Source organism: Dietzia sp. NCCP-2495 (assembly GCF_026011735.1).
Lineage (GTDB): Bacteria > Actinomycetota > Actinomycetes > Mycobacteriales > Mycobacteriaceae > Dietzia.
In genome coordinates this window covers 253,502-277,920 of record NZ_BRVN01000002.1, presented here as the reverse complement: position 1 = coordinate 277,920, position 24,419 = coordinate 253,502, and the positions used below count along the sequence as shown (strand labels likewise).

The window sequence follows — 24,419 nt, the reverse complement described above, 5'->3', positions numbered from 1 at the left end:
CCACGCGGGATGGCGGTCAGTCGTCGTCCTGGGCGTCCCACGCCTCGTTACGCGCCTTGGCCTTCTCCAGCGCCGCCAACGCCTCGCCGCGAGTCGCGTACGGCCCCATCCGGTTCTCCCACCCGGTGACCTTGCCCTGGGTGGCCTCGCCCGTGGCGACGTCGTAGTACCACTGGCCGTCTGACATGTCCGGTCTCCTTCGCTGCGGGGCACGCGAGATCGCGCTCGCGTGCGGGCATGACAAGCCTAGCCAGCTGACGCGTCGCGCGACGGGGCGAAGCGGGAGTCTGTGAGTGAACGAGCCGGCCTGTAAGCCGGATCCTGTACCCGCCCGTGACGGGCGGGCGACGACCATCCATCTGGACACACCGTCACCGGGTGCCTCGAGCGGTCCACCCGCGGACTCGGGCGAGCAGCCCTCGTGTGCATCACTGCACGTCATCCGCGCAGTCGCACCGCTGGCGATGCGACCTTCGACCTTGCTCCGGGTGGGGTTTACCCAGCCACCCCGGTCACCCGGGGTGCTGGTGCGCTCTTACCGCACCGTTTCACCCTTACCGCGCCCGAGGGCGTGGCGGTTTATTTTCTGTGGCACTGATCCCGCGGGTTACCCCGGGTTGCCGTTAGCAACCACCCTGCTCTGTGGAGTCCGGACTTTCCTCGGGAGGCGGGCCTGTCGCCACCGGGCGATGGTCCCCGTCCCGCAGCCGTCCGACCGGCTCGTTCGCCGGCCAGTCTAATCCCCTCGGTCCGGCGATCCCCCATTCCCGCCGCGACGCAGGGTCTCAGGCGAGATGCGAGGTGTCGTTGACCAGGTGGACCGAGGTCGGGCCGTCGGAGTAGAAGCGCACGTCGGAGACCGAGGCGAGGTCCAGGTGGAGGCGGAACAACAGTTCGTCGCCGGCGCCCAGGCCGGCGCGGATCGCGAGCTTGATCGGCGTGACGTGGGAGACCACGGCGACGACACCGCCCGGTCGTTCCTCGACGATACGGCCGAGCCCACGCTCGACGCGCTCGCGGACCGTCGCGAAACTCTCCCCGCCGGGAGGGGCGACGCTCGTGTCGGACATCCAGCGCGAGTGCATGTCGGGGTCGCGGTCGGCGGCCTCGCGGAACGTCAGGCCCTCCCACGTGCCGAAGTCCGTCTCGATGAGGTCGTCCTCGACGATCAGGGGCACGCCGGCGGCCGCTGCGGTGCGCTCGGCCGTGGCCAGACACCGGCGCAGCGGGGACGAGACCACCGCGGCCAGGTGCGGCACCGACGCGAGTCGCTGCGCGGTCCGCTCCGCCTGCTCGCGGCCCAGCGCGGTCAACTCGGGATCGCCCTGGCCGGAGTAGCGGCGGTCCACCGAGAGCGGGGTCTGGCCGTGGCGGGCGAGCACGATCCGGGTCGGGCGTCCGGTGGCACCGGTCCAGCCCGGCGCTCCGCTCGGTGCCCCGCCGGTTGCCGAACCGCCGGACGGCGCTCCGCCGGTCGCCGAGTTGCCGGTCACGACGTGGCGGTGCGGACCACGATGACTCCGCACTCGGGACAGGTGACGACCTCGTCGGCCGCGGCGGCGCGGAGCGAGGACACGCTGCTGCGGTCCAGGTCCATGGCGCACGCCGTGCACCGGTTGCCGTTGAGGGTCGCCGCACCCACGCCGGCCGACTCGGCGCTACGCGTGTAGAGCGCCAGGAGATCCTCGGGCAACTCCCCTGCCTCGCGGGCACGCTCGGCCAGCGCGGCGGTGACGGCGTCCTCGAGATCGGCCAGCGCCACGTCCCGCTCGGATACCGCGGTCGCGATCCGTGCGTCCAGGTCCGACACCATGTCCCCGGAGTGCTGCACGTCCGCCGAGAGTGCACTGTGGCGCTCGTCCAGCTCGGCCAGCTCCGCCTCGAGGTTCTCCTCCCGGCGGGCGAGCGAGCCGAGCTCGTACTCGAGCTCGGTGCTCTGCCGCTCGGACAGCCCACCGGCGCCGAGCATCGACGAGTCGGAGGCGCGGCGCTTGCGCACGGCCTGCAGGTCCGACTTCAGCTTGGCGATGGCCCGGTCGAGGTCCTCCACCTGGATGGAGGCACGCGCGGCCGACTCGGCGGCGGAGCGGCGCTCGGCCTCGAGCTCGTCGAGCGCCGCCTGCTCCGGGAGCTCCTGCCGCCGGTGCGCGAGCCCGCTCAGGCGGATGTCGAGGTCGGCGAGGTCGACGAGTCGACGCTGGAGCTGGGGATCGGCCTTCATGGACGTCAAGACTACCGCCGCGGCCGGCGCTCTCCCCCCGCGGCGACCGTCCACGGGTCCGTCCTGAGGTCGCAGACCATCGCCTCGACGCCCGCCCGCTCGGCGAGCAGGCCCGCGACCTGCGCACACCATGGGAACTCGAGTGCCCAGTGCGCGGCGTCCACGACCATCGGCCCGCCCTCCCGGAGGTGCTCGTCCACCACGTGGTGGCGCAGGTCACCGGTGATATAGACGTCGGCCCCCGCCGCCCGGGCGGCGCCCAGCAGCGAGTCCCCCGAGCCCCCACACAGGGCCACCCGCCGGACGAGCGCCTCCGGATCCCCCGCCGCTCGCACCCCCCACGTCGTGGCGGGCAGCCGCTCGGCGACGAGCTCGGTGAACTCCGCCAGGGTCAGTGGCTCCTCGAGCTCGCACACCCGGCCGAGCCCGGTGTCCCCGGCACCGGGTCCGGGGCCGGGGCCGGGGCCGGCGTGGTTGACGAGAACGTCCATGGCGGGCACCTCGTACGGGTGCCCCTCGATCACCGCCCGCCGCACCGCCGATCGCAGCTCGGGCGGGGCGACGAACTCCACGCGGAGCTCCTCGACGGACTCCGGCTCGCCGACCGAGCCGATCGTGGGGTTCGTGCCGCTCCCCGGCCGGAACCGTCCGGTGCCGGCCACCGAGAAGGAGCACTCGGTGTAGCCGCTCATGCGCCCCGCCCCTGCCGCGAACACGGACGACAGGAGTGCGTCCACGTCGTCGTCGTTGTGGGGCACCGTCACCACCCACCGGTCCACGGTGCCGTCACCGCTGGGAACCAGCGGACGGCCCGGGGCCAGGCCGAGTGCCTCGGCGAGCGCGTCGTTGACGCCGGGCCGCGCGGAATCGGCGTTGGTGTGCGCGGCGTACAGGGCGCAGCCGCCGGCGATGAGACGGTGCAGCAGCCGCCCCTTGGGGGTGTCCGTGGCGACGGAGTGGACGCCCTTCATCAGCGGCGGGTGGTGCACCAGGAGCAGATCGGCGCCGGCCGACAGTGCGTGCTCGACCACCGCGTCGGTGGCGTCGACGGCCACCACGACCGTCCGCACGGGCGCGGACCGGTCTCCCGCGACCAGACCGACGCGGTCCCACGACTCGGCCAGCCGCGGCGGGTAGGCCTCCTCGAGCAGCGCGATGATCTCGCCGAGGGTGGTGGCCCCGGTGGCGGCACCGTCCCCGGTGGTGCTGCCGGTCCCGCTGGTCCCGCTCGTCACTGTCACTCCCCTTCCGCCTGTGCCCGCCACGCGCGGACGAGTTCGTCCACCATCGTGCCCGGCCGCACCGCGAGCCGCAGGTAGGTGGCGTCCAGCCCGGGGAAGGTGTCGCAGCGCCGCGGCACGACCCCGCGACGGAGCAGCCCGCGCCGGAACTCCTCCGGGTCCACGCCGGCCGGCGTGCGGACCAGCACGAACGGCGCCTCGGGTTCCACCGCCACGGTGATCCCGGCGGACCTCAGCCGCGTCACCATCTCCCCGCGCTCTGCACGGACCTGCGCGGTGATCGCCGCCAGGTGCCCGTCGGCCTCGGGCCCGACGCAGGCGCGGATCGCCTCGAGCTGGAGCGTGCCCAGCGGCCAGTGCGGCCGGTGCGCGGCGAGGTCGGCCAGGACCTCCGGATCCCCCACCGCGTAGCCGACGCGCAGCCCGGCCACCGCCCAGGTCTTGGTGAGCGAGCGCAGGACCACCAGGCCCGGCAGGTCCCTCCCGGCGAGGGTGTGCCCGGCCTCGTCGTCCACGACGTCGCAGAACGCCTCGTCGACGACCGTCACCCTGCCCTCGCGGCACAACGCCGCGAGGGTGTCGCGCGGATGGAGAACCGAGGTGGGGTTGGTGGGGTTGCCGACGACGACGAGACCGGCCGACACCGGCACGAGAGCAGGGTCCAGACGGAACGGCTCGGGCAGCAGCACCCTGTCCACGGCCACGCCCGCGCGCCGGAGTTCGAGTTCCGGTTCCGTGAACGACGGATGCACCACGGCGGCCCGCAGGGAGTTCCTGGCGGCGTGGCCGGCGAGGAGGTGGAACCCCTCCGAGGCGCCGCCGAGCAGCAGGACGCGATCACCGCCGACCCCGTGACGGGCGGCGACGGCGGCGACCGCAGCCTCGTCGTCGTCACCACCGGGGTAACCACCCAGGTCGGCGACGCGCGCGGCGATCCTGTCCCGCAACCACGCCGGCGGCTGTGACCCGCGCACGTTGACGGCGAAGTCCAGCGCCCCGGGCACCAGGTCGGCGTCGCCGTGGTGACGCAGGTCTTCCCATTCCGCGGCGGCCGTACCAGCGCGGCAGTCCAGTTCACTCACCCCCGAAGCCTAGGACGGCCATCACCAGCGCCACACTTCAGCCACACCACTCTCCACCCCACGCCACATTCCACCCACGCCCAGCTCCACCCCTCGGATGTGTCCACCGCAGTTCTGGGAGGATGGCGGCATGGCCGACCGACCTGTTCTCCTCGTCGATCTCGACGGCACCATCACCGACTCCCTCACCGGGATCTCCCGCTCCCTCCACCACGCCCTCGAGGCGGTGGGTGGCAGCTGGGACGACACCCGTGACATCCGGTCGATCGCCGGTCCACCCATGACCGAGACGCTCGCGTCGCTCGGCCTCGCCGGTGGGGACCTGGACCGCGCGCTGGCCGCCTACCGCGAGCGCTACGACGAAGTGGGGTGGCTCGAGAACGCCGTGTTCACCGGCATGGATTCGCTCCTGGACCGACTCGCCACCGACGGCTACCGGATGGCCGTGGCCACCAGCAAGGACCAGGATGCCGCACGGAGGATCCTCGCCCACTTCGACCTCACCGCGCCGTTCGAGTTAATCGGCGGCGCCGACCTGTCCGTGGGTCGGCTCGCCAAGGCGGACGTGATCGCGCACTCGCTCTCCGCGCTCGGCATCCCCGCCGTCCCGGCCACAGAGGGCGGCACCGGAGGGGCACTGATGATCGGTGACCGCGAGCACGACGTCGAGGGCGCGGCGCGGTACGGGATCGACACCGCACTCGTGAAGTGGGGCTACGGCCGGCCCGAGGAATGGGGCGACGCACGCTGGGCCGTGGTCGACACCACCGAGCTGGAGGAGATCATCCGTGGCGCATGACCAGGGCGGGGCCCCGCACCCGGATGAGAACCGCGTGCGGGTGGTGTTCGTGTGCACGGGCAACATCTGCCGCTCCCCCATGGCCGACTCCATGGCGCGACGGGCCTTCGCCGACGCGGGCCTCGGCGAGCGGGTGACCGTCTCCAGCGTGGGCACCGGCGGCTGGCATGTCGGCGACGGGATGGATCACCGGGCCGCGGCCGAGCTCGAGGCCCACGGTTTCGACAGCACACACACCGCCGCCCAACTGTCCGAGGCCGACCACGACGCCGATCTCCTCGTGGCACTCGACAGCGGCCACCGGACCCACCTGCTGGACGAGGGCGTGGACCCCGACCGGGTCCGGCTCCTGCGGAGCTTCGACCCGGACGCCGACGGACTCGACGTGGCCGACCCCTACTACGGCGACCGGTCCGGCTTCACCCGCACCCGGGAGCAGGTCGACGCCGCCCTGCCCGGACTGGTCGCCGAGGTGCGCGACCTGCTGGGATAGCCGCGACACGGCGACGGATACTCTGGTGACATGCGTAATCTGAGGCGATTCCTGACCCCGGGATGGATCCTGGGCGTGATCACCGTGATCCTCTTCGCCTGGGCCTGCTTCGCCCTGCTCGCCCCGTGGCAGCTCGACAAGAGCGACGATCTCCAGGCCCGTAATGACCGGATCGCCACGGCCATCGAGGCCGCCCCCGCCCCGGTCGACCAGCTCGTGAACAGCCCGCTGGATTTCACCGACCACGAATGGCGGCTCGTCACCGTCTCGGGGCAGTGGCGTCCGGAATCCGAAGCGCTGCTGCGCCTGCGATCGGTCGACGGCACACCCGTCTACCAGGTCCTCACCCCCTTCGCCACCGACTCCGGCACCGAATACCTGGTCAACCGTGGTCATGTCCCCGTCGGCGAGGCCGGCTCGGTCCCCGACTACGCCGCGGCGCCCAGCGGGGAGGTCGAGATCACCGCTCGCCTCCGCAAGGCCGAGACGGGCGAGTCCGAACCCGTCACCGTCGACGGCCAGCCGACCGTCCGGGTGATCGACCCCGCGGTACTCGGCCGGACTCTCGATCAGCCCCTCGAGGACGCCGGTTACCTGCAGCTGATCAGCGATCAGCCCGGTTCCCTGGCGCCCGTCCCGATCCCCGGGATCGAGGCCGGTCCGTACCTCTCGTACGGACTCCAGTGGCTCCTGTTCGGCATCCTCGCCCCGGCGGGTCTGGGGTACTTCGCCTGGGCCGAGATCAAGGCCCGTCGCCGCGACGCGGAAAACGCCGCCGCTGACGGGACGGCTGACGGTGCTGCGGACGCCGCCGCTGACGGGACGGCCGACGGTGCTGCGGACGGCGCGGCTCAGGGTGCGGCTGACGGCGTGGCTCACGGCGCAGTCGGGTCCGACAGCGTGGACCCCGATCCGGCGGACGATCGCCCCGCCTCGACCCCGGAGGAGGACGCCACGGCCGCCCGCGAACGGGCTATGCGTGCCCGCTACGGCAGCCGCGACGACGCCGAGAGGCGCCGCGCCCACCGGCGCGCGGACCGCCTCCGCAGCTGATCACGCGCTCCCGGGACGCCGACGACTCCGACCACGACGACCGTCGCCGCTCCCAGGTGGACGCACCGCATGAGGCGCACCGCCCGGCCGATGTCCTCGGGTCCGGGAGCAGACCCCTCACCCATCACGGGCCGCTCGTCCACACCATAGGAGTAGCGGGTCGTGCCACCGAGTCGCACGCCGAGCGCTCCCGCGGCCGTGGACTCCACCACGCCGGCGTTCGGGCTGGGATGTGCGCGGGAGTCCCGGCGCCACGCCCGCACGGCAGCCGACGGACGTCCACCCACCACCGGCGCCAGCAGGACCGTGAGAGCGCCGGTCAGCCGGGCGGCGGGCCAGCCCAGCACGTCGTCGAGGCGAGCGGAGGCCCAGCCGAACTCCGCATAGCGCTCCGATCGGTGCCCGACCATCGCGTCGAGGGTGTTGGCCGCCCGGTGGGCGGCAGCGCCGGCCGGACCGGCCACAGCGCCCCAGAACAACGTCGCCACCACGGCGTCCGACGTGTTCTCCGCGACCGACTCGACCACCGCCCGGGCCAACTGGGCCTCGTCCAACACGGACGGATCGCGTCCGCACAGCCACGGCAACAGTGCACGCGAGGCCTCGATGTCCGACACGGCGAGCAGGTCGCCGTGCCGTGCGGCAACCCGCAGCAGCGACGTCCCACCGAGGCACGACCACACGGTGAGACCTGTGACGGCGATTCGCCCGACCGAGCCACCGGGGGCCAGGCGGTGCGCGGCGGCCACGCCTCCGGCCGCACCTCCGACCACCATCGCCGTCAACAGGGCACCCCGCGAGCGGTTGCTGAACCCGCCCACACGAGCGCCGCCCTCCGGCGACACCGCCGGTAGCGGACCCCCACGACCTCGTGTCGGACCCTTACGTGCCGGATCCCCAGGTGGAGGATCCCCAGGTGGCGGACCCGCCGGATGGAGTGCGTTATCGAGCAGCCCGGCGACCGTGCCGAGCCCGGCGACCGGGTGGAAACGGGCGGGATCGGCACAGACCGCATCCGCGATCACGCCCACCACGATGCCCACCGCCCGGTCTCGCAGATCTACGCGGAAGCGGCGGGTGGAACGAGGTGTGGTCGTGGTCGTGGTCGTCGTCGTCATCGCTCGACACCACTCCCCTCGCGGCCGGGTCGTCGACGATCGGTACCCATCGGACAACCCCCGGATCACCTGCCGCGGCGTCGCACGATTCGCCGGCGACGATGAGTGCGCGCGGAGGGACTCGAACCCCCGACCGCTGGTGTGTAAAACCAGAGCTCTAACCACTGAGCTACGCGCGCAGAGTCCGGCGGACGGTAGCCGCCGGTGCAGGTGAGAGTAGCGCACCCACCAATCGGACCGACGGCGACCCCACCGCTGCCGGTGGGCGACCGGGAGCGATCACCGCTACCGGTCGCCCGTCCCGGGACGGGACTACTTGCGGGGTGTGCTGTTCTTGCGGAGCGTCAGACGGCTGCCCGCCCAGTCGCCGAGGGCGGCGGTCCGGGTCTGGAGCATGCCCGCCGTCTGCGCCGACTCGGCGATGGTGGCCGGCTCGACGTGCCCGTCCAGCCCCGTCTTGGGGGTGATAACCCACACGGATCCGTCGTCGGTCAGAGGCGACATCACGTCCATGAGTCGGTCGACCAGGTCGCCGTCACCTTCCCGCCACCAGAGGAGAACTGTGTCGACCACCTCATCGGTGTCCTCCTCCAGCAACTCTGATCCGATGGCATCCTCGATCGCCTCGCTGATCGACTCGTCACAGTCGGAATCCCATCCGACCTCCTGAACGAGCATGCCCTCCGTCAGTTCGAGCTGACCAGAAACCTGATCCGCTCCGCTCTGCTGGTTCGCCGCGGCGACCACCGTGGTGTTCCTCCCTCATATCCGGGTAAATGTGTTCGGTTCTTCGCTGACCAGGAACACTACCCGCGACGGGTCTGCGAGGAAACGACTACCACCTATTTCGCCCGTCCGCCCTCACCCGCGTGTCGCGCATCACGCTTTGGGGCACAATCGGGATCACGGGTCGACACGCGGCCCGATCCGGGTCGAACGCACCCCGCCCCACACCCGCGGAGCGAGCTGCCGACCCGGCCCCTGCACCACGACGGGCATGGGGGTCCCACCGGGTTCCCAGCGTCCAGTCCGTAGAAGTGAGGACGACAAGCATGACCAGCAATTCCGGCCCCCGGGACACGTCCGTGCCGAGCAACGTGCCGATCCTCCGGGAGGGAGTCGCCTCCTATCTCACCGACACGGACCCGGAGGAGACCCAGGAGTGGATGGACTCGCTGGACGGTCTGCTCGCCGAGGCCGGCCCGGAGCGTGCCCGCTACCTCATGCTCCAACTCCTCGAGCGGGCGTCCAAGCAGCGTGTTCCCCTTCCCGCGCTTACGTCCTCTGACTACGTCAACACCATCCCGACCCAACTCGAGCCCGAGTTCCCCGGCGACGAGGCCGTGGAGCGGACCTACCGCCGGTGGATCCGCTGGAACGCGGCGATCATGGTGCACCGTGCGCAGCGCCCCGGCATCGGCGTGGGCGGTCACATCTCGACCTACGCGGGCGCCGCCCCGCTGTACGAGGTGGGCTACAACCACTTCTTCCGGGGCAAGGACCACCCCGGTGGCGGCGACCACGTCTTCTTCCAGGGCCACGCCTCCCCCGGCATGTACGCACGCGCCTACCTCGAGGGCCGCCTCCGCGAGCACGACCTGGACGGCTTCCGCCAGGAGAAGAGCCACCCCGGTCGCTCCCTACCCTCCTACCCCCACCCCCGGTGCCTGCCGGAGTTCTGGGAGTTCCCCACCGTGTCGATGGGCCTGGGCCCGCTGAACGCGATCTTCCAGGCCCGGTTCAACCGGTACCTCCACAACCGCGGTATAACCGACACCTCTCAGCAGCACGTGTGGGCGTTCCTCGGCGACGGCGAGATGGACGAGGTTGATTCGCGTGGCGCCCTCCAGGTCGCCGCGAACGACGCGCTCGACAACCTCACCTTCGTCATCAACTGCAACCTCCAGCGCCTCGACGGTCCGGTCCGCGGTAACGGTCAGATCGTCCAGGAGCTGGAGTCCTACTTCCGCGGCGCCGGCTGGAACGTCATCAAGGTCGTGTGGGGCCGGGAGTGGGACAAGCTGTTCGCGAAGGACACCGAGGGGGCGCTCGTCTCCCTGATGAACTCCGTCACCGACGGCGACTACCAGACCTTCCGCGCCAACGACGGTGCCTGGATCCGCGAGCACTTCTTCGGACGTGACCCGCGTACCGCGAAGCTCGTCGAGGACATGACCGACGAGGAGATCTGGGCACTGCGCCGCGGTGGCCACGACTACCGGAAGATCCACGCCGCCTACAAGGCCGCCCTGGAGCACAAGGGCCAGCCCACGGTGATCCTCGCGCACACGATCAAGGGCTTCGGGCTCGGACAGAACTTCGAGGGCCGCAACGCGACGCACCAGATGAAGAAGCTGACGCTGGACGACCTCAAGTTGTTCCGCGACAACCAGCAGATCCCCATCACCGACGAGGAGCTCGAGGCGGACCCGACGCAACCGCCCTACTACAACCCCGGCCCCAACTCGCCGGAGATCCGCTACATGCTCGACAGGCGTAGCGAACTCGGCGGACACGTTCCGGAGCGGCGGCAGACGTTCACGCCGCTGAATGTGCCCTCCATCGACGACCTCGGTTCACTCCGCAAGGGTTCGGGCAAGCAGGCGGTCGCCACAACCATGGCCCTGGTGCGGACGGTGCGCGAGCTCATGCGTGACGAGAACCTCAAGGATCGGTTCGTGCCGATCATCCCGGACGAGGCCCGCACGTTCGGTATGGACTCCTGGTTCCCGACACTGAAGATCTACAACCCGCATGGGCAGAACTACACGTCCGTGGACCACGACCTCATGCTGAGCTACAAAGAGGCCAAGGACGGCCAGATCATGCACGAGGGCATCAGTGAGGCTGGTTCCGTCGCCGAGTTCACCGCCGCCGGAACCGCGTACGCCACGCACGGCGAGCCCATGATCCCGCTCTACATCTTCTATTCAATGTTCGGGTTCCAGCGCACCGGTGACGGGATCTGGGCCGCGTCGGACCAGTTGGCCCGCGGCTTCCTGCTGGGCGCCACCGCCGGCCGCACCACCCTCACCGGCGAAGGCCTCCAGCACATGGACGGTCACTCGCCGCTGCTCGCCGCCACCAACCCGGGGATACTCTCCTACGACCCGGCGTTCGGGTACGAGGTCGCACACATCGTCCGTGCCGGTATCGAGCGCATGTACGGTCCGGGGGCCGCGCACGAGACGGACACGGACGGCATCGACCGCAACGTCTCGTACTACATCACCCTGTACAACGAGCCCGTCCCGCAGCCGGCGGAGCCCGAGGACCTGGACGCCGACGCGCTGCTGCGTGGCCTCTACCGCTTCCGCAAGGCCGACAAGGGCACCCACACGGCGTCGATCCTCGCCTCCGGTGTGTCCATGTACGCGGCCGTACAGGCCCAGGAGATCCTCGCCGAGAAGTGGGATGTGGCCGCCGATCTGTGGTCGGCGACGTCGTGGACCGAGCTCGCCCGTGACGGTTTCGCCTGCGAGCGTCACGCGCTGCGCCACCCGGACCAGCAGCCGAGGACCCCGTTCGTCGCGGCCGCGCTGGCTGATTCCCCCGGCCCGAAGGTCGCGGTGAGCGACTTCCAGAAGGCCGTGCCGGATCAGATCCGCGCCTGGGTTCCGGGCGACTTCACGGTCCTGGGCTGTGACGGGTTCGGCTTCTCCGACACCCGCCCCGCCGCCCGCAGGTTCTTCAACACCGACACCGAGTCGATTATCGTTGCTGTTCTCGCGGGCCTCGCTCGTGAGGGCTCCATCGAGAAGCGAACCCTGCTCGAGGCCGCGCGCCTCTACAAGATCGACGACGTGATGGCGGCTCCCGAACCGACGACGGACCCCGGAGTGGCGTGACCGAACCGACCGACCCCGAGACCGGGACACAGGCGCACCAGACGATCCGGCGGCGGGCCGCCACGCCGCCGGATCAGCGCCCCGTGTCGGACGCCCTGCTCAAGCGCATCACCCGGTACTCGGGGACCCTGTCGACGGAGGCTGTCCGCGCACTGGAGCAGGAGCTACCGTTCTTCGCCGAGCTGTCGGCGGACCAGCGGGCGGAGATCCAACTCATCATCCAGAGCGCGGTGCGGGACTTCGTCACGTGGATGCGCAATCCGGAGGCCCAGCACACGGACACGATCGCCGGGTTCAAACTCCTCCCCAAGGGGCTGGGGCAGGGCCTGACACTGCAACAGACGGTCCAACTCGTGCGTTCGACCCTCGAGTACTTCGAGTTGGTGATGCCGCGGATCACCCACAACGAGCGGCAGCGGGGCCTGATGATCGCCGCGGTGCTCAAGTTCGGCCGGGAACTCGGGTTCACCGCCGCCTCCGTCTACGCGGCGGCCGCCGAGAACCGCGGCGCGTGGGACACCCGCATGGAGGCCATGATCGTCGACGCCGTGGTCCGCGGTGACCGGCACGCCGATCTCACCTCGGGCGCCTCGGCGCTCAACTGGGACCCCACCACGGCGGCGACCGTCATCATCGGGACACCCTGCGACGAGATCGGCCTGGAGTCCGTCGCGGCGGTCCATAACGCCGCGATCAACTCCGGCCGGCACGCCCTTGCCGTGGTGCAGGGCTCCCGTCTGGTGGTGATCCTCTCCGGCGAACTCGAGTCGTCGGTGACGATCCCCGCCGCCGTACTCGAAGCCTTCTCCCCCGGATCACCGATCGTCCACGGTCACACTGTCAGCTCGCTCGTCGACGCACCGGACAGCGCGGCCGAAGCGCTCTCCGGTGCGGCGGCGGTCGGCGGCTGGCCCGGAGCTCCGCGGCCGGTGGCAGCGATGGACCTCCTGCCGGAACGCGTCCTGGGTGGCGACCGCGGAGCGGCGGCCACCCTCGTCGAACGCGTCGTCACCCCCCTCCGCGGAGCGGATTCGTCCGTCGAGGACACCCTGCGGGCCTATCTCGACTCCGGCGGACACGTCGAGAAATGCGCTCGCGAGTTGTACGTCCATCCCAATACCGTGCGCTACCGCTTGAAAAGAGTGAGCCAGATCACTGCCTACGATCCACTCAACGCGAGGGACGCTTTTGTCCTCCGAATCGCCCTCGTTCTCGGGAAGTTCGACGAGCGTCGCTCTCAGGAGAATCAAATAGTCACTTGAGTCACACCGTGTAACGAAATCGACGCCAGCACAGATGGAGCGCCAGTCAGCTCGGATTTTGTGGGAACACTACAAAATGTCGATACTGTTTCTGGCTTCCAGAACATCATCCGAACGGGGCTGGGGGGTGTTGTCTGATAACCGTGCTTTGCCTTACTGCTCCCGGACAAGGGTCCCAGAAAGCCGGAATGCTCGCCCCGTGGCTCGAACTGCCCGGCGCTCAGTCCCGTCTCGATGAGTGGTCCGCCGCCAGCGGACTCGACCTCGAGCGACTGGGTACCACCGCGACCCTGCAGGACATCACCGACACCGCGGTGACCCAGCCACTCGTGGTGGCCGCCGCACTTCTCGGTGCCGCAGAGCTCCGTCGACGCGGCCAGGTACCCGCTGACACCATCGTCGCCGGCCACTCCATCGGCGAGGTGGCCGCTCTCGCGATCGCCGGGGTCATCTCCGAGTCCGACGCCCTCCGTCTGGCCTCCGTGCGTGGGGCCGCCATGTCTCGCGCGTGCGCCGACCGGCCCACCGGGATGATCGCCGTCCTCGGCGGCGTCGAGGCGGACGTCCTGATGGCTCTCGAGACCGCCGGACTGACCCCCGCCAACCGCAACGGCGCGGGACAGATCGTCGCGGCCGGCCCGCTGGAGGCCTGCGACGCCCTGGAGAAGAACCCGCCGAGCCGTGCCCGGCTTCGCCGCCTCGACGTGGCGGGCGCGTTCCACACCAGCTTCATGGCGTCCGCCGTGGACGAGGTGCGCGAGCTCGCGGCTGGCATCGAGGTCCGGGATCCGAAGTTGACCCTGCTGTCCAACGCCGACGGGATCGCCGTCACCTCCGGCCACGACGCGCTCGACCGGATCGTCTCGCAGATCACCAGCCCCGTCCGCTGGGACCTGTGCACGCAGACGATGCTCAAGCGTGGGGTCGACACCTTCGTCGAGCTCCCCCCGTCCGGGGCGCTCGTCGGACTGGCCAAGCGCATGATGCGTGAGGTACCCAGGTACGGGCTGACCGCCCCCGAGGATCTCGAGCAGGCGCTCGACGCCGTTCCCGCCCTCACCGGCTCCTAGACCACCACATCACCACGAGAGCCAGCACCCGCTGGCGATCGCCCCATGTCGTTTGCCCCGCCCGCCGGGTGTGGCACAACCCATCTGAAAGGACACCACATGGCACGCACCGAGGCCGAGATCATCGCAGGACTCGCCGAGATCGTCGAAGAGGTCACCGGCATCGAGCCTTCTGAGGTCACGCTCGAGAAGTCTTTCGTCGACGATCTCGACATCGATTCGCTCTCCATGGTGGAGATCGCCGTCCAGACCGAGGACCGCTACGGGGTCGAGATCCCCGACGAGGACCTCGCGAAGTTGCGTACCGTGCAGGATGCGGTCGACTACATCCAGAAGATCGACCAGAACTGACAACCCACTCCGCTGGCGAGAGCGGGGACGCGTCAAGGACCGAAGGTGCGGTCGGTGCACCATGTCGAGTCCGCGTCCCCACTCCCGCAGTGCGGGGTGAACCACCACATCGACCCGCTTCAAGCGGGACGCCGGGTATGAATCCCGGATCGGGAGGGGTCCCGATTCGGGAGATCGCCCACCAGCCAGTCCGGGGGTCCGTTTACGGCGCGCTCTCCCTCAGCGGGACGTGCGCCAAGGAAAGGACTGCACTCATGACCATCACCAGCACCGTGGACCACAACACCGAGATCGATCCGCGCGACCCCGTCGTCCGGCTCGAGAACCTCTTCGATCCCGCTTCTCTCGAATTCATCACCGAGCCCGACGCCTCGGGTGCACTCGCCGCGCGCGGGCTCATCGACGGCGTCGCCACCATCGCCTACGCCACGGACGCCACCGTCATGGGCGGCGCGATGGGACTCGACGGTTGCCGCCACATCGTCAAGGCGATCGACATCGCCATCGACGAGCAGCTCCCTGTCGTGGGTGTGTGGCACTCGGGCGGCGCCCGCCTCGCCGAGGGCGTCGAAGCCCTGCACGCGGTGGGACTCGTCTTCGAGGCCATGGTCCGCGCGTCGGGCCTCGTCCCGCAGATCTCCGTCGTCCTGGGCCCGGCCGCCGGCGGTGCCGCCTACGGCCCCGCCCTCACTGACGTCGTCATCATGGCCCCGGCCGGAAAGGTCTTCGTGACCGGACCCGCCGTGGTCCGCGACGTCACGGGTGAGCAGGTCGACATGGACGGCCTCGGTGGCCAGGACGTCCACCACCGCAAGTCAGGCGTGTGCCACATCGCCGCCGACGACGAGCGGGACGCCCTGCACCGGGCACGTCGCCTCGTGTCCCTGATGTCTGATCAGGGCGAGTTCGACGACCACGCCCTCGAGTCCGATCACACGGACCTCGCCGGCCTGCTGCCCGAGTCCCCCAAGCGCGCCTACGACGTGCGCCCGCTCGTGCACGGGATCCTGGACTCGTCGGAGCTCGACGGCAGCACGACGTTCGAGGAGCTCCAGGCCAAGTGGGCCCCCAGCATCGTCGTGGGCTTCGGCCGCATCGCCGGTCGATCCGTGGGCGTGATCGCCAACAACCCGCTCCGCCTGGGTGGCTGCCTCAACTCTGAGTCGGCGGAGAAGGCCTCTCGCTTCGTCCGCCTCTGCAATGCCTTCGGCATCCCCCTTTTGGTGATCGTCGACGTCCCGGGGTACCTGCCGGGCGTCTCGCAGGAGTGGGAGGGCGTGGTCCGTCGCGGCGCCAAGCTCCTCCACGCGTTCGCCGAGGCGTCGGTCGCGCGCGTCACCCTGGTGACCCGCAAGATCTACGGTGGCGCCTACATCGCCATGAACTCGCGTGCCCTCGGCGCCTCGGCCGTGTTCGCGTGGCCTGACGCCGAGGTCGCCGTGATGGGCGCCAAGGCCGCTGTGGGCATCCTGCACAAGCGCACCCTCGCCGCCGCGCCGGAGTCCGAGCGCGAGGAGCTCCACGAGCGCCTGGCCGAGGAGCACGCGGCGATCGCGGGTGGCGTGGGCCGCGCCATGTCGATCGGCGTGGTGGACGAGGTCATCGAGCCGACCGACACCCGTCGTCGTCTCGCCGAGGCCCTCAGTGCCGCCGCGCACACCCGCGGTCATCACAAGAACATCCCGCTGTGATCTGACCCGACCGGAGGTCGGATTGCCCGTACGGACGACAACGCCCGCCCCGCCTGATGGCGGGGCGGGCGTTGTCGTCGGAGCGGGAGCCGGAAAGGGAGTGGACACCGACGCCGGTACCCGGCGGGAGCGGAGGCCCGAGTTCAGCGCCTGGACGCGGCGCGCGGTATCAGCCGACGCGCGAGAGCCAGGTGACCTCCGCGGAGGTCGGATGCCCACGGAGCGGCTCGAGGGCTCGGTCCCAGGCCGTCCCGAGCTCGGTCTCGACTGCTGCGTAGAAGGCGGCGGGGCCGTCGGCCATGAGGTGCCGGAGGCGGTTCTCGCCCAGCACCACGTCGCCGCTGGCGCCGGTCTGCCCGCGCCACATCCCCAACTCGGGAGTGTGCGAGAAACGTTCGCCGTCGACGAGATCGCTCGGGTCCTCGGTGACCTCGAAGGCCAACATGGACCACTTCGCCAATGCGTCAGCGAGCCGTGCGCCGGTCCCGACCGGACCGATCCAGTCCACGATGGCCTTTCGGGCTCCGGGTTGGGCCGGCTGGTCTTCCCAGCGCATGGCTGATGACGCGTCGAGGATGCTCGCGAGAGCCCATTCGACGTGTGGGCACAACGCGGTAGGCGCCGCGTGGATGAACACCACGCCGGTCGTCGTATCCGCGAAATGGTTAAGGTCAGACATCACTTCACTCCCGACTCACTGAGGGACGTCTTCCCCAACGACCTCGTGACATCGCGTGAATGATGTTGCTTATGTTGTTGTTGATTACCACTGTGCCCCAAGTGATCGACTTACACCAGTGACACTTCTGGATTCTCAGCAAAGCTACAGCACCGGGATTGCCCGGAAATGCTCACGCCGCGGCGTGTCGCCCGGTCAGTCGCCGGTCAGTTAACGAGACAGCAGCGGGGCCGGACGCCCGGTCGGTCGCCGAGCCAGTAGCTGGGCAAGTCGCCGAGCCGGTAACCGAAGAGGTCGCCCGGTCAGCCGCCGAGCGCGTCCTCGCTCCGTGTCCGTCCGGTGGCGGCGTGGATGACCCGATCGGACAGCTCCGGCCACAAAGGCTTGGCCCAGTCGCCGAAATCGCGGTCGGTGAGCACCACGAGCGCGGTGCGGATCTCCGGTCCGACCCACAACAGGGTCCCCGACTGTCCGAAGTGACCGAACGTGGCCGGCGAGTTGTGCTGCCCGGTCCAGTGCGGGTGCTTGGCCCCGCGCAACTCGAACCCCAGACCCCACGGGCACGGCTTCTGCATCCCGTATCCGGGCACGATCCCGTCCAGCCCGACGAACTGCTCGGCGACGGCCTCGGTGAGGGTCTCGGGTGCGAGCAGCCGGGGCGCGACGAGCTCGCGCGCGAACGCCACGAGATCGGCGAGGCTGCCCGACGCGCCGTGCCCGGCGGACCCCTCGAGCGTGGTGGAGCTCATGCCGAGCGGCTGGCACACTGCCTCGCCGAGGTAGTCGGGGAACGCGATCCCGGTGGCGTCGGCGATGTGGTCGGCGAGCACCTCGAAGCCGGCCGAGGAGTAGATGCGCCGCTCCCCCGGCCCGCTACGGACCTTGTCCCGGTCGGCGAAGTCGAGCCCCGAGGCGTGGGCGAGCAGGTGCCGCACGGTCGATCCGTCGGGCCCGGCCGGATCGTCGAGTGAGATGGCCTCCTCCTCGACCGCGAGCAGTGCGGCGAGGGCGACGATCGGCTTGGTGACCGAGGCCAGCCGGTAGACGCGGTCCTCGTCGCCGTGGACGGCCAGTGCGCCGTCGGGTCCGACGACCGCCGCCGACACGGAGTCGACGGGCCAGTCCTCGACGGTGGCGAGCGCCTTCTCCAGCTGGTCCTGCGACATCGTGTCCTCCCTGACGGTGTGGGTGTGCCGGTGGGGCCAGTCTGTCAGGTCTTCGGTACGTCCCGGCGCCGGAATCCGAGGAGCCCCACCGTGACGAGGGCGGTGCTCACCGCGAGCAGGACCACGACGCCGGTCACATCGACGGGGCCGGTGGGTGCGGTGCCCACCGCACCGAAGGGCGACAGTCGCATCTGGTCTGCGGTGAGGCGCAGCGACGGCCCCGTGAAGGTGACGACGACGGCGACGGCGAACACCACCCACGCGAGCGCCTGCAACCGCGGGATCATCCCGAACAGCCCGATCGACAGGGCGGCGACGCTGACCGCGGCGACGGCCTGCCACGCACCCGCACCGAGGATCCGCCCGACGAGTGCGGGGTCGCCGAGGACAGCCGCCGAGGACACGGCGAACGCTGCCGATCCGGCGATGACCACGACGACGGTGCCGGTCAGCACCACCGCGGTGTGCGCGGCAAGCCAGGCGCTCCGGCTCCGTCCGGGGGCGAGCAGCACTTCCAACCGTCCGGTGGTCTCCTCCCCGCGCAGCCCGCCGAGGGCCTGCAGTGCGTAGGCGGCCCCGAGGAATCCGACAAAGACGAGCAGCATCTGCACGATCGAGTCGACGATCGACCCGGCGTCACCGAGGAACACCGCGAGTGCCGGGTTGGACCGGATCGCCTCCACCACGATGTTCATCAGCCCGCCGTACAGCCCCATCAGCGCCACCACGCCGATCGTCCAGGCGACGGTCGCGCCGAGGTGCTGATGGACGGCCGTACCCGCCGCGGAGGCGCGCCAGCGCGTGGCCGCGGCGGGTCCGGTGCGGGGTGGTACGAGTCCGGCGCCGACGTCCCGTCTACCGGCGAGCCACAATGCGAGTGCGGCGAGTCCCACGGTCGCCACCACGGCCACGACGAGTCCGGCGGGCGACGGGTCGCCGAAGGGGCGGACCTGTCCCTGCCAGCCCAGTGGTGAGGTCCAGCTCAGCCAGCTGCGCCGGAGATCCCCGACCCCGCGGGTGGCGAGCGTGACGCCGAACAGCGTCAGGGCGCCGAGCCACACGGTGCGGGCGTGCGCGAACACCTGCGCCAGGACAGCGGTCGCCGCGGTGTAGACCCAGCCCGTGGTCACCAGCGACGCGGCGTACAGGGCCGCGCCGCGCCGGTCCACCTCGAAGCCGAGGGTCACCGCCCAGATCGCCGCGCCCAGCACGACGAAGATCCCGGTGACGACGACGAGTCCTGCCGCCGTCGGGGCGAGCCGCCCGACCCTGCCGGCCGTGAGGAGTTCAGTCCGGCCGGACTCCTCCTCTTTCCGGGTGAACCCCACGGTGAGCGCGATCGCCATGATCGGGATCGCGAAGCTCGCCACCGAGGCGAACTCGTTGGCCAGGAGCCCACCGAGGGTGTCGAGTCCCGCGATGCGACCGGTGAGCATGATCATCGAGTCGCCGATCGACGCCCCGTAGGTGGCCACTTTCTCTGGGGTGTCGTACAGCGCGGCGATCGAGGCCGCGGTGACGAGGTAGAGCAGGGTCGGACCGAGCACCCAGAGCACGCAGCGCAGCCCGCCGGTGGTCAGCGCGATCCGGGCCATCAGCCCGTTGCCCGCGAACGGCGACGTCCCTGTGCGTGTGCCGGGGGCGGACATTACGCTGTCCCGGCGTAGGCGCTGAGGAAGAGATCGTCAAGGCTCGGCGGCGTGGCGGTGAGGGTGTGGATGCCCGCGGTGTGCAGGATCCCGGTGACCTCGCCGAGCCCGGACGCGGCCACGTGGCAGCGGATCTCGCTCCGCCCGTCGCCGGCGGGGTCGATCCGCAGGCCGTCGATCCCGTCGACCCGCTCGATCCCCCGGGGCTCCGTGTCGGTCACCGCGTGGACCTCGGTGGTCGTGTGACGGCGGAGCTCGGCGAGCGTGCCGGAACTAACCGTCCGCCCCTCACGGATGATGCTCACCCGGTCCGCGAGTGCCTCGACCTCGCCCATGATGTGGCTGGACAGCAACACCGTCGCCCCCCAGTCGACGGCCTCGCGGACGCAGTGTTGGAACTCCTGCTCCATGAGCGGATCCAGTCCCGACGTGGGCTCGTCCAAGACAAGCAGGTCGGCATCCGACGCGAGGGCGGCGACGAGGGAGACCTTCTGCCTGTTGCCCTTGGAGTAGTCGCGCGTCCTTGTGGTGGGATCCAGCCGGAACCGACGGATCAGTTCGTCGCGGCGGGCCCTGTCCACGCCACCGAGGGCCCGACCGAGGACGTCGATGCACTGTCCTCCGGTCAGCCGTGGCCACAGGGTCACGTCGCCGGGAACATAGGCGATGCGCGAGTGCAGCGACACCGCCTCCGACCACGGATCGGCGCCGAAGACGCGTGCCTCACCTGCATCGGCCCGGATCAGGCCCAACAAGACTCGAATGGTCGTGGACTTGCCCGCCCCGTTGGGACCGAGGAACCCGTGCACCTCGCCCGGTCGGACCTCGAGTTCCAGTCCGTCCAGTGCCCGGGTCTTGCCGAAGGACTTGACCAGGCCCCGGACGTTCACGACGGGCTCTGCATCTGAACGCATGACCAGCTCCTTGAACGATGTGCCCCCATTGTCCACGTGTTCCACTGCACAATGTGGCTATGAGCACATCGATGTCCGGCCATCGCACCTACATCCCGAGCACCGCTGACCGCCTCACCAGGTCCGCCATGGCGGCAGCGGGAAATCTGCCCGCCTCGGTGATCCGTCTGGTTGCGGGAGCTCCGAAGAAGGTGGACGGCCAGACACTGGATACGCACTTCCAGGCCGGACTCAAGGTGATCGCCCTGCGGGCCGAGGCCGAGTACGAGGAGCTGCCCGTCCCCGAGGCGCGCGAGACCGTCGAGCGGTCGGCGTTCACCGCCGCGGGCACCGAGATCGACCTCGCCGTCGTCACCGACATCGTCCTGCCCCTCGCGGGTGACGATCCCGCCCGCGCCGACCTCCCCGCGCGCGTCTACTCCGCCGTGGCCACCGACGAGCCGCAACCCACGCTGATCTACTTCCACGGTGGCGGATGGACGCTGGGCAGTATCGACTCGCACGACTCCACCTGCCGCTTCCTCGCGCGCGAGGGCGGTCTCAAGGTCATCAGCGTGGACTACCGCCTCGCCCCCGAGTTCACGTTCCCCACGCCCGTAGAGGACTGCGTGGCCGCGTTCCGGTACGTCCGCGACTACGCCGCCACCCTCGGCGTGGACCCGGCCCGCATCGCGGTGGGCGGCGACAGCGCCGGCGGTAATCTCGCCACGGTCGTCTGCCAGGTGACGCGGGACGCCGGCGAGACGATGCCGGACTTCCAGCTGCTGTTCGTCCCCGCCACCGACATGTCCAAGCGCACACGCTCCTACGAGATCTTCCGCGAGGGTTTCTTCCTCACCAAGGCGAACATGGACTGGTACGAGAAGAACTACATCCGGTCTGAGGACGACCGTCTCGACCCGCGGGCCTCCCCACTGCTCACCCCGGATCTGACTGGGCTTCCTCCGGCCTATGTGGCCACGGGCGGATTCGATCCGCTCCGGGACGAGGGCGAGGCGTACGCCCGGAAGATGTCCGATGCGGGTGTCCCGGTGTCGATGCGACGCCACCCGACCCTGGTGCATCCGTTCGTCAACGCCGTGGGGGCCTCGCCGGTCGCCCGGGCCGCGCTACTCGAGGCCGTGGGGGCCCTGCGTATGGGTCTGGCGTACTGATCAGCGCGAGGAGTTGTGGCACGAGCGATCGATGCCCCCTGGGAAGACCCAGGGGGCATCGTCACCTGCTCCCGGCAGGTGGCACACGGTGGGGCCAGCGGGGCTCGAACCCGCGACCAGCGGATTATGAGTCCGCGGCTCTAACCAACTGAGCTATAGCCCCTTGACGAGCGCACACGAGGATCTCTCGGTGCGCGCGGGCAAAGCCTAGCAAGGCCTCACCCGGTTCCTTCCGGCCACCAGACCTCGCGGACCGCGGCGAGTCCGTCCCCGATGACGGCTGGCGGGTCATTCCACTGTCTCACCTGCCGGTTGTCCGGTTCGTACGCCGGGAAGCCCGGGTCACCGGTGGTCACGAAGTCGACCCAGGATCGGTGCATCGCCTCCACGAGTGAGCTCGGGGCGGGCTCGCCGAGGAACCGTTCCACGTTCTCCGCATCCGGGACCGCCCAGAAGAACGGGAGGTCCGAGCAGTGACGGGGCCCGTTCCCCTCCGCCCAGGTGAAGTCGTAGACCCAGGTGGGATCGCCCTCGGCGGCTCGGGTCTCGGCGGCCCGGGCCACGGTGGAATGGATCGCGGCGGCGTCGATCACCGCGCCGACACTGCGCCGGAGTGATCTGCCGCCTGACTGCCGGGCCAACGCCCGGAGCCCCTCTCGGGGGATCTTCTGCGACATCGCCACGAGGGCTGCGCCGGGGACCAGCGCCGGCCACGGAAGCGCGTCGGCGATGATCTCGAACTCGGTGGCGGTGAAACCGATCATCAGCGGGATGCGTCCCGCGTGGCCTCCGGCGACCGCCTCGAGCGGCGGCTCCGGCACGAGGTCCCCACCGACCACCGGACGGAACGGGAGCGTGAACGGGTTGTCCTTGCGGAGCCGGCGGTGGAACTCGTCCACGGCACCCGCCCCACCGGCGGCGAGCGAGGCGGCGGAGACGTCCTTTCCCGGCTGAACCGCCGGGGCCCGCAGCACCGCTGGTGAGGACGCGATCGCCCGGTGGAACAGCCCGGCTGCGGCCGGCGACCCGAGCAGGCACAGCACGGCGCCACCTCCGGCGGACTGTCCGGCGACGGTGACCTGACCGGGGTCCCCACCGAACACCGAGATCTCCCGCTGCACCCACTCCAGGGCGGCGATCCAGTCGAGCATCCCGCGATTGTCCGGCGCGTCCGGGAACGGGGTGAACCCCTCGACCCCGAGTCGGTACCCGACCGACACCACGACGATCCCGCGGCGGGCGAAGGTCGCCCCGTCAAACCACGGCTGGCTGGAGCTGCCCGATTCCCACCCGCCGCCGTGGATCCACACCAGCACCGGGCATCCGGCCCCGTCCGGCCCGGACGCACCGGGCGCGGGAGCCCAGACGTCGACGTGCAGGATGTCGGTGCCGGCGACGATCGGCTCGGGGATGGCGGGATCGGTGTCGAAGCGCAGCCGCTGGGCGGTGGCCGCGGGCCTGGTCGCGTCGCGGACCCCGGGCCACGGCGAACGCGGCCGGGGCGCCGCGAACCGCAGCTCGCCGACGGGATCCTCGGCGTACGGGATGCCCAGGAAGCGGTTCACCTCGTCCAGCGCGCGGCCCGCGACCCGCCCCGTGGACAGCGTCACCTCGACACCGGTCACGATTACAGGTCCTCGGCGCGCAGTTGCTCGGGGGTCTTGGGCGAGAGCAGGCCGGGGGCGATGTCGAACACGGTGACCGCGCCCGACTGTCCGCTTGTGTTGAGCCGGTGCACGGCGCGCGCGTAGGCCACCAGGACCCCGGCCGTGAACTCCGGGTTGCTGCCGAGGGTGAGGTTGTACTCGACGCTCTGCGTGTTGCCCGCACCGGTGACGCCGGACCGGATCACGAACCCGCCGTGCGGCATCGCCCGGTGGTCGCGGGCGAGCTCCTCGGCGGAGATGAACGTGACGGTCGTGTCGTACGGCTCGAAGTAGTTCGGCATCGTGACGATCGCCTCGCGGACCGCCTCGGGGTCGGCCCCCTCCTCGAGAACGACGAAGCACTCGCGGACGTGCTTCTCGCGGGTGGTCAGCGTGGGCCGGTCACCGGCCCGGACCGCGGAGATGGCCGTCTCGCTCGGGACCGTGTACTGGACCCCGGCAGCCACGCCGGGCACGCGCCGCACGGCGTCGGAGTGCCCCTGGCTCAGGCCGCGGCCCCAGAACGTGTAGGTGTCACCCTCGGGCAGCAGCGCCTCGCCCACCACGCGGTTGATCGAGTACATGCCGGGGTCCCATCCGGCGGAGATCAGCGCGGTGGTGCCGGCGGCCCTGGCCGGGGCGTCCACGGCGGCGAAGTGCTCGGGGATGCGGGCGTGGGTGTCGAAGCTGTCGACGATGTTGAACCGGGAGGCCAGCTCCGGCGACTGCACCGGCAGGTCGTCCTTGGAGCCACCGCAGAGGATGAGGACGTCGATCGAACCGTCGTTCGTCGCCAGCGCGTCGGTGGGGTACACGGGCGTGTCCGGGTTCACCGTCTCCACGTCCGCGGGGGCGCGACGGGTGTACACGCCCACCAACGTCATATCGGGGTTCTGTGCGAGCGCGGCCTCCACGCCGCGGCCGAGGTTGCCGTATCCGGCGATTCCGATACGAATCGTGGCGGTCATGCGATGAATCTCCT

The 24,419-nt window shown here is 70.5% G+C and carries 22 protein-coding genes, 2 tRNA genes and 1 other RNA gene; 9 read left to right on the top strand and 16 right to left on the bottom strand.

The window, feature by feature from the left end; genetic code table 11:
• Window positions 1–16 precede the first annotated feature (16 nt).
• The 6 genes from OPF83_RS03540 to cobC all read right to left on the bottom strand — a co-directional run bounded on the left by OPF83_RS03540 (window position 17) and on the right by cobC (window position 4,535).
• A complete protein-coding gene (locus OPF83_RS03540) occupies window positions 17–187 on the bottom strand; it encodes an SPOR domain-containing protein (protein WP_264885824.1) in 171 nt (56 codons plus the stop codon).
• Window positions 188–294: 107 nt separating this feature from the next.
• Window positions 295–723: RNase P RNA component class A (gene rnpB, locus OPF83_RS03535), an RNA gene on the bottom strand.
• Window positions 724–785: 62 nt separating this feature from the next.
• Window positions 786–1,493 (bottom strand): histidine phosphatase family protein, encoded by a 708-nt coding sequence (locus OPF83_RS03530; RefSeq protein WP_264885823.1) that lies wholly within the window; start codon window positions 1,491–1,493, stop codon window positions 786–788.
• Complete coding sequence (locus OPF83_RS03525; RefSeq protein ID WP_264885822.1) at window positions 1,490–2,221, bottom strand: zinc ribbon domain-containing protein; 732 nt, start codon at window positions 2,219–2,221, stop codon at window positions 1,490–1,492. Before OPF83_RS03525 ends, OPF83_RS03530 begins: the two co-directional genes overlap by 4 nt.
• Before the next feature lie 11 nt (window positions 2,222–2,232).
• The gene (locus OPF83_RS03520) at window positions 2,233–3,456 is read right to left on the bottom strand and encodes a Nif3-like dinuclear metal center hexameric protein (RefSeq protein ID WP_264885821.1); all 1,224 of its coding nucleotides are present in this window, start codon (window positions 3,454–3,456) and stop codon (window positions 2,233–2,235) included.
• 2 nt (window positions 3,457–3,458) lie between these two features.
• Window positions 3,459–4,535: an Rv2231c family pyridoxal phosphate-dependent protein CobC gene (gene cobC, locus OPF83_RS03515; protein ID WP_375546202.1), complete on the bottom strand. Its 1,077-nt coding sequence runs from the start codon at window positions 4,533–4,535 to the stop codon at window positions 3,459–3,461.
• A gap of 139 nt (window positions 4,536–4,674) precedes the next feature.
• On the opposite strand from cobC, the gene OPF83_RS03510 reads away from it, so the two are divergent.
• The 3 genes from OPF83_RS03510 to OPF83_RS03500 are packed head-to-tail and all read left to right on the top strand — an operon-like array spanning window position 4,675 to window position 6,889.
• Window positions 4,675–5,343 carry an HAD hydrolase-like protein gene (locus tag OPF83_RS03510; protein ID WP_264885819.1) on the top strand — a complete coding sequence of 223 codons (669 nt, stop codon included), beginning with the start codon at window positions 4,675–4,677 and terminating at the stop codon, window positions 5,341–5,343.
• Window positions 5,333–5,836, top strand: coding sequence for a low molecular weight protein-tyrosine-phosphatase (locus tag OPF83_RS03505; RefSeq protein ID WP_264885818.1), 504 nt, complete (start codon window positions 5,333–5,335; stop codon window positions 5,834–5,836). Before OPF83_RS03510 ends, OPF83_RS03505 begins: the two co-directional genes overlap by 11 nt.
• Window positions 5,837–5,866: 30 nt before the next feature.
• The gene (locus tag OPF83_RS03500) at window positions 5,867–6,889 is read left to right on the top strand and encodes an SURF1 family protein (RefSeq protein ID WP_264885817.1); all 1,023 of its coding nucleotides are present in this window, start codon (window positions 5,867–5,869) and stop codon (window positions 6,887–6,889) included.
• Here OPF83_RS03500 and OPF83_RS03495 read toward each other — a convergent pair.
• The 3 genes from OPF83_RS03495 to OPF83_RS03485 all read right to left on the bottom strand — a co-directional run bounded on the left by OPF83_RS03495 (window position 6,823) and on the right by OPF83_RS03485 (window position 8,754).
• The gene (locus tag OPF83_RS03495; protein WP_264885816.1) at window positions 6,823–8,007 is read right to left on the bottom strand and encodes a CobD/CbiB family cobalamin biosynthesis protein; all 1,185 of its coding nucleotides are present in this window, start codon (window positions 8,005–8,007) and stop codon (window positions 6,823–6,825) included. The two genes, OPF83_RS03500 and OPF83_RS03495, sit on opposite strands and share 67 nt — an antisense overlap.
• A gap of 106 nt (window positions 8,008–8,113) precedes the next feature.
• Window positions 8,114–8,186: transfer RNA gene (locus tag OPF83_RS03490), tRNA-Val, on the bottom strand.
• A gap of 133 nt (window positions 8,187–8,319) precedes the next feature.
• Window positions 8,320–8,754, bottom strand: a complete 435-nt coding sequence (locus tag OPF83_RS03485) for a DUF3052 domain-containing protein (protein WP_264885815.1) — start codon at window positions 8,752–8,754, stop codon at window positions 8,320–8,322.
• A gap of 305 nt (window positions 8,755–9,059) precedes the next feature.
• Here OPF83_RS03485 and aceE point away from each other — a divergent pair, with 305 nt between their 5' ends.
• The 5 genes from aceE to OPF83_RS03460 all read left to right on the top strand — a co-directional run bounded on the left by aceE (window position 9,060) and on the right by OPF83_RS03460 (window position 16,229).
• Complete coding sequence (aceE, locus tag OPF83_RS03480) at window positions 9,060–11,855, top strand: pyruvate dehydrogenase (acetyl-transferring), homodimeric type (protein WP_264885814.1); 2,796 nt, start codon at window positions 9,060–9,062, stop codon at window positions 11,853–11,855.
• Window positions 11,852–13,117 carry a CdaR family transcriptional regulator gene (locus tag OPF83_RS03475; RefSeq protein WP_264885813.1) on the top strand — a complete coding sequence of 422 codons (1,266 nt, stop codon included), beginning with the start codon at window positions 11,852–11,854 and terminating at the stop codon, window positions 13,115–13,117. The genes aceE and OPF83_RS03475 overlap by 4 nt, the downstream gene beginning before the upstream one ends.
• A 143-nt stretch (window positions 13,118–13,260) precedes the next feature.
• Window positions 13,261–14,187: an ACP S-malonyltransferase gene (locus OPF83_RS03470; RefSeq protein ID WP_264885812.1), complete on the top strand. Its 927-nt coding sequence runs from the start codon at window positions 13,261–13,263 to the stop codon at window positions 14,185–14,187.
• 99 nt (window positions 14,188–14,286) lie between these two features.
• Window positions 14,287–14,538 (top strand): meromycolate extension acyl carrier protein AcpM, encoded by a 252-nt coding sequence (gene acpM / locus OPF83_RS03465; RefSeq protein ID WP_264885811.1) that lies wholly within the window; start codon window positions 14,287–14,289, stop codon window positions 14,536–14,538.
• A gap of 254 nt (window positions 14,539–14,792) precedes the next feature.
• A complete protein-coding gene (locus OPF83_RS03460) occupies window positions 14,793–16,229 on the top strand; it encodes an acyl-CoA carboxylase subunit beta (RefSeq protein ID WP_264885810.1) in 1,437 nt (478 codons plus the stop codon).
• A 169-nt stretch (window positions 16,230–16,398) separates the two neighbouring features.
• Here the strand turns inward: OPF83_RS03460 and OPF83_RS03455 are convergent, their stop codons facing one another.
• From OPF83_RS03455 to OPF83_RS03440, 4 genes are all read right to left on the bottom strand, one after another.
• Window positions 16,399–16,908 (bottom strand): DUF3145 domain-containing protein, encoded by a 510-nt coding sequence (locus OPF83_RS03455; RefSeq protein ID WP_264885809.1) that lies wholly within the window; start codon window positions 16,906–16,908, stop codon window positions 16,399–16,401.
• 302 nt (window positions 16,909–17,210) lie between these two features.
• Entirely contained in the window at window positions 17,211–18,074 is an 864-nt protein-coding gene (locus tag OPF83_RS03450; RefSeq protein WP_264885808.1) for a serine hydrolase, read from the bottom strand.
• Between the two features lie 44 nt (window positions 18,075–18,118).
• A complete protein-coding gene (locus tag OPF83_RS03445; protein ID WP_264885807.1) occupies window positions 18,119–19,723 on the bottom strand; it encodes an ABC transporter permease in 1,605 nt (534 codons plus the stop codon).
• Window positions 19,723–20,637, bottom strand: coding sequence for an ABC transporter ATP-binding protein (locus tag OPF83_RS03440; protein WP_264885806.1), 915 nt, complete (start codon window positions 20,635–20,637; stop codon window positions 19,723–19,725). Before OPF83_RS03440 ends, OPF83_RS03445 begins: the two co-directional genes overlap by 1 nt.
• Window positions 20,638–20,696: 59 nt before the next feature.
• On the opposite strand from OPF83_RS03440, the gene OPF83_RS03435 reads away from it, so the two are divergent.
• Window positions 20,697–21,791: an alpha/beta hydrolase gene (locus OPF83_RS03435; RefSeq protein ID WP_264885805.1), complete on the top strand. Its 1,095-nt coding sequence runs from the start codon at window positions 20,697–20,699 to the stop codon at window positions 21,789–21,791.
• Window positions 21,792–21,880: 89 nt separating this feature from the next.
• Here OPF83_RS03435 and OPF83_RS03430 read toward each other — a convergent pair.
• The 3 genes from OPF83_RS03430 to OPF83_RS03420 form a co-directional block, all read right to left on the bottom strand.
• A tRNA-Ile gene (locus OPF83_RS03430) sits at window positions 21,881–21,954 on the bottom strand.
• Window positions 21,955–22,009: 55 nt separating this feature from the next.
• Complete coding sequence (locus tag OPF83_RS03425; RefSeq protein ID WP_264885804.1) at window positions 22,010–23,416, bottom strand: carboxylesterase/lipase family protein; 1,407 nt, start codon at window positions 23,414–23,416, stop codon at window positions 22,010–22,012.
• A 2-nt stretch (window positions 23,417–23,418) separates the two neighbouring features.
• Window positions 23,419–24,405 (bottom strand): diaminopimelate dehydrogenase, encoded by a 987-nt coding sequence (locus OPF83_RS03420; protein WP_264885803.1) that lies wholly within the window; start codon window positions 24,403–24,405, stop codon window positions 23,419–23,421.
• Between the last annotated feature and the right edge of the window lie 14 nt (window positions 24,406–24,419).

Excerpts from the sequence above, each read along its gene's own strand:
- OPF83_RS03540 (WP_264885824.1), bottom strand. The coding sequence starts at position 187 with ATGTCAGACGGCCAGTGGTACTACGACGTCGCCACGGGCGAGGCCACC.
- OPF83_RS03525 (WP_264885822.1), bottom strand. The coding sequence starts at position 2,221 with ATGAAGGCCGATCCCCAGCTCCAGCGTCGACTCGTCGACCTCGCCGAC.
- OPF83_RS03510 (WP_264885819.1), top strand. The coding sequence starts at position 4,675 with ATGGCCGACCGACCTGTTCTCCTCGTCGATCTCGACGGCACCATCACC.
- OPF83_RS03500 (WP_264885817.1), top strand. The coding sequence starts at position 5,867 with ATGCGTAATCTGAGGCGATTCCTGACCCCGGGATGGATCCTGGGCGTG.
- OPF83_RS03495 (WP_264885816.1), bottom strand. The coding sequence starts at position 8,007 with ATGACGACGACGACCACGACCACGACCACACCTCGTTCCACCCGCCGC.
- aceE (WP_264885814.1), top strand. The coding sequence starts at position 9,060 with ATGACCAGCAATTCCGGCCCCCGGGACACGTCCGTGCCGAGCAACGTG.
- acpM (WP_264885811.1), top strand. The coding sequence starts at position 14,287 with ATGGCACGCACCGAGGCCGAGATCATCGCAGGACTCGCCGAGATCGTC.
- OPF83_RS03460 (WP_264885810.1), top strand. The coding sequence starts at position 14,793 with ATGACCATCACCAGCACCGTGGACCACAACACCGAGATCGATCCGCGC.
- OPF83_RS03455 (WP_264885809.1), bottom strand. The coding sequence starts at position 16,908 with ATGTCTGACCTTAACCATTTCGCGGATACGACGACCGGCGTGGTGTTC.
- OPF83_RS03450 (WP_264885808.1), bottom strand. The coding sequence starts at position 18,074 with ATGTCGCAGGACCAGCTGGAGAAGGCGCTCGCCACCGTCGAGGACTGG.
- OPF83_RS03445 (WP_264885807.1), bottom strand. The coding sequence starts at position 19,723 with ATGTCCGCCCCCGGCACACGCACAGGGACGTCGCCGTTCGCGGGCAAC.
- OPF83_RS03440 (WP_264885806.1), bottom strand. The coding sequence starts at position 20,637 with ATGCGTTCAGATGCAGAGCCCGTCGTGAACGTCCGGGGCCTGGTCAAG.
- OPF83_RS03435 (WP_264885805.1), top strand. The coding sequence starts at position 20,697 with ATGAGCACATCGATGTCCGGCCATCGCACCTACATCCCGAGCACCGCT.
- OPF83_RS03420 (WP_264885803.1), bottom strand. The coding sequence starts at position 24,405 with ATGACCGCCACGATTCGTATCGGAATCGCCGGATACGGCAACCTCGGC.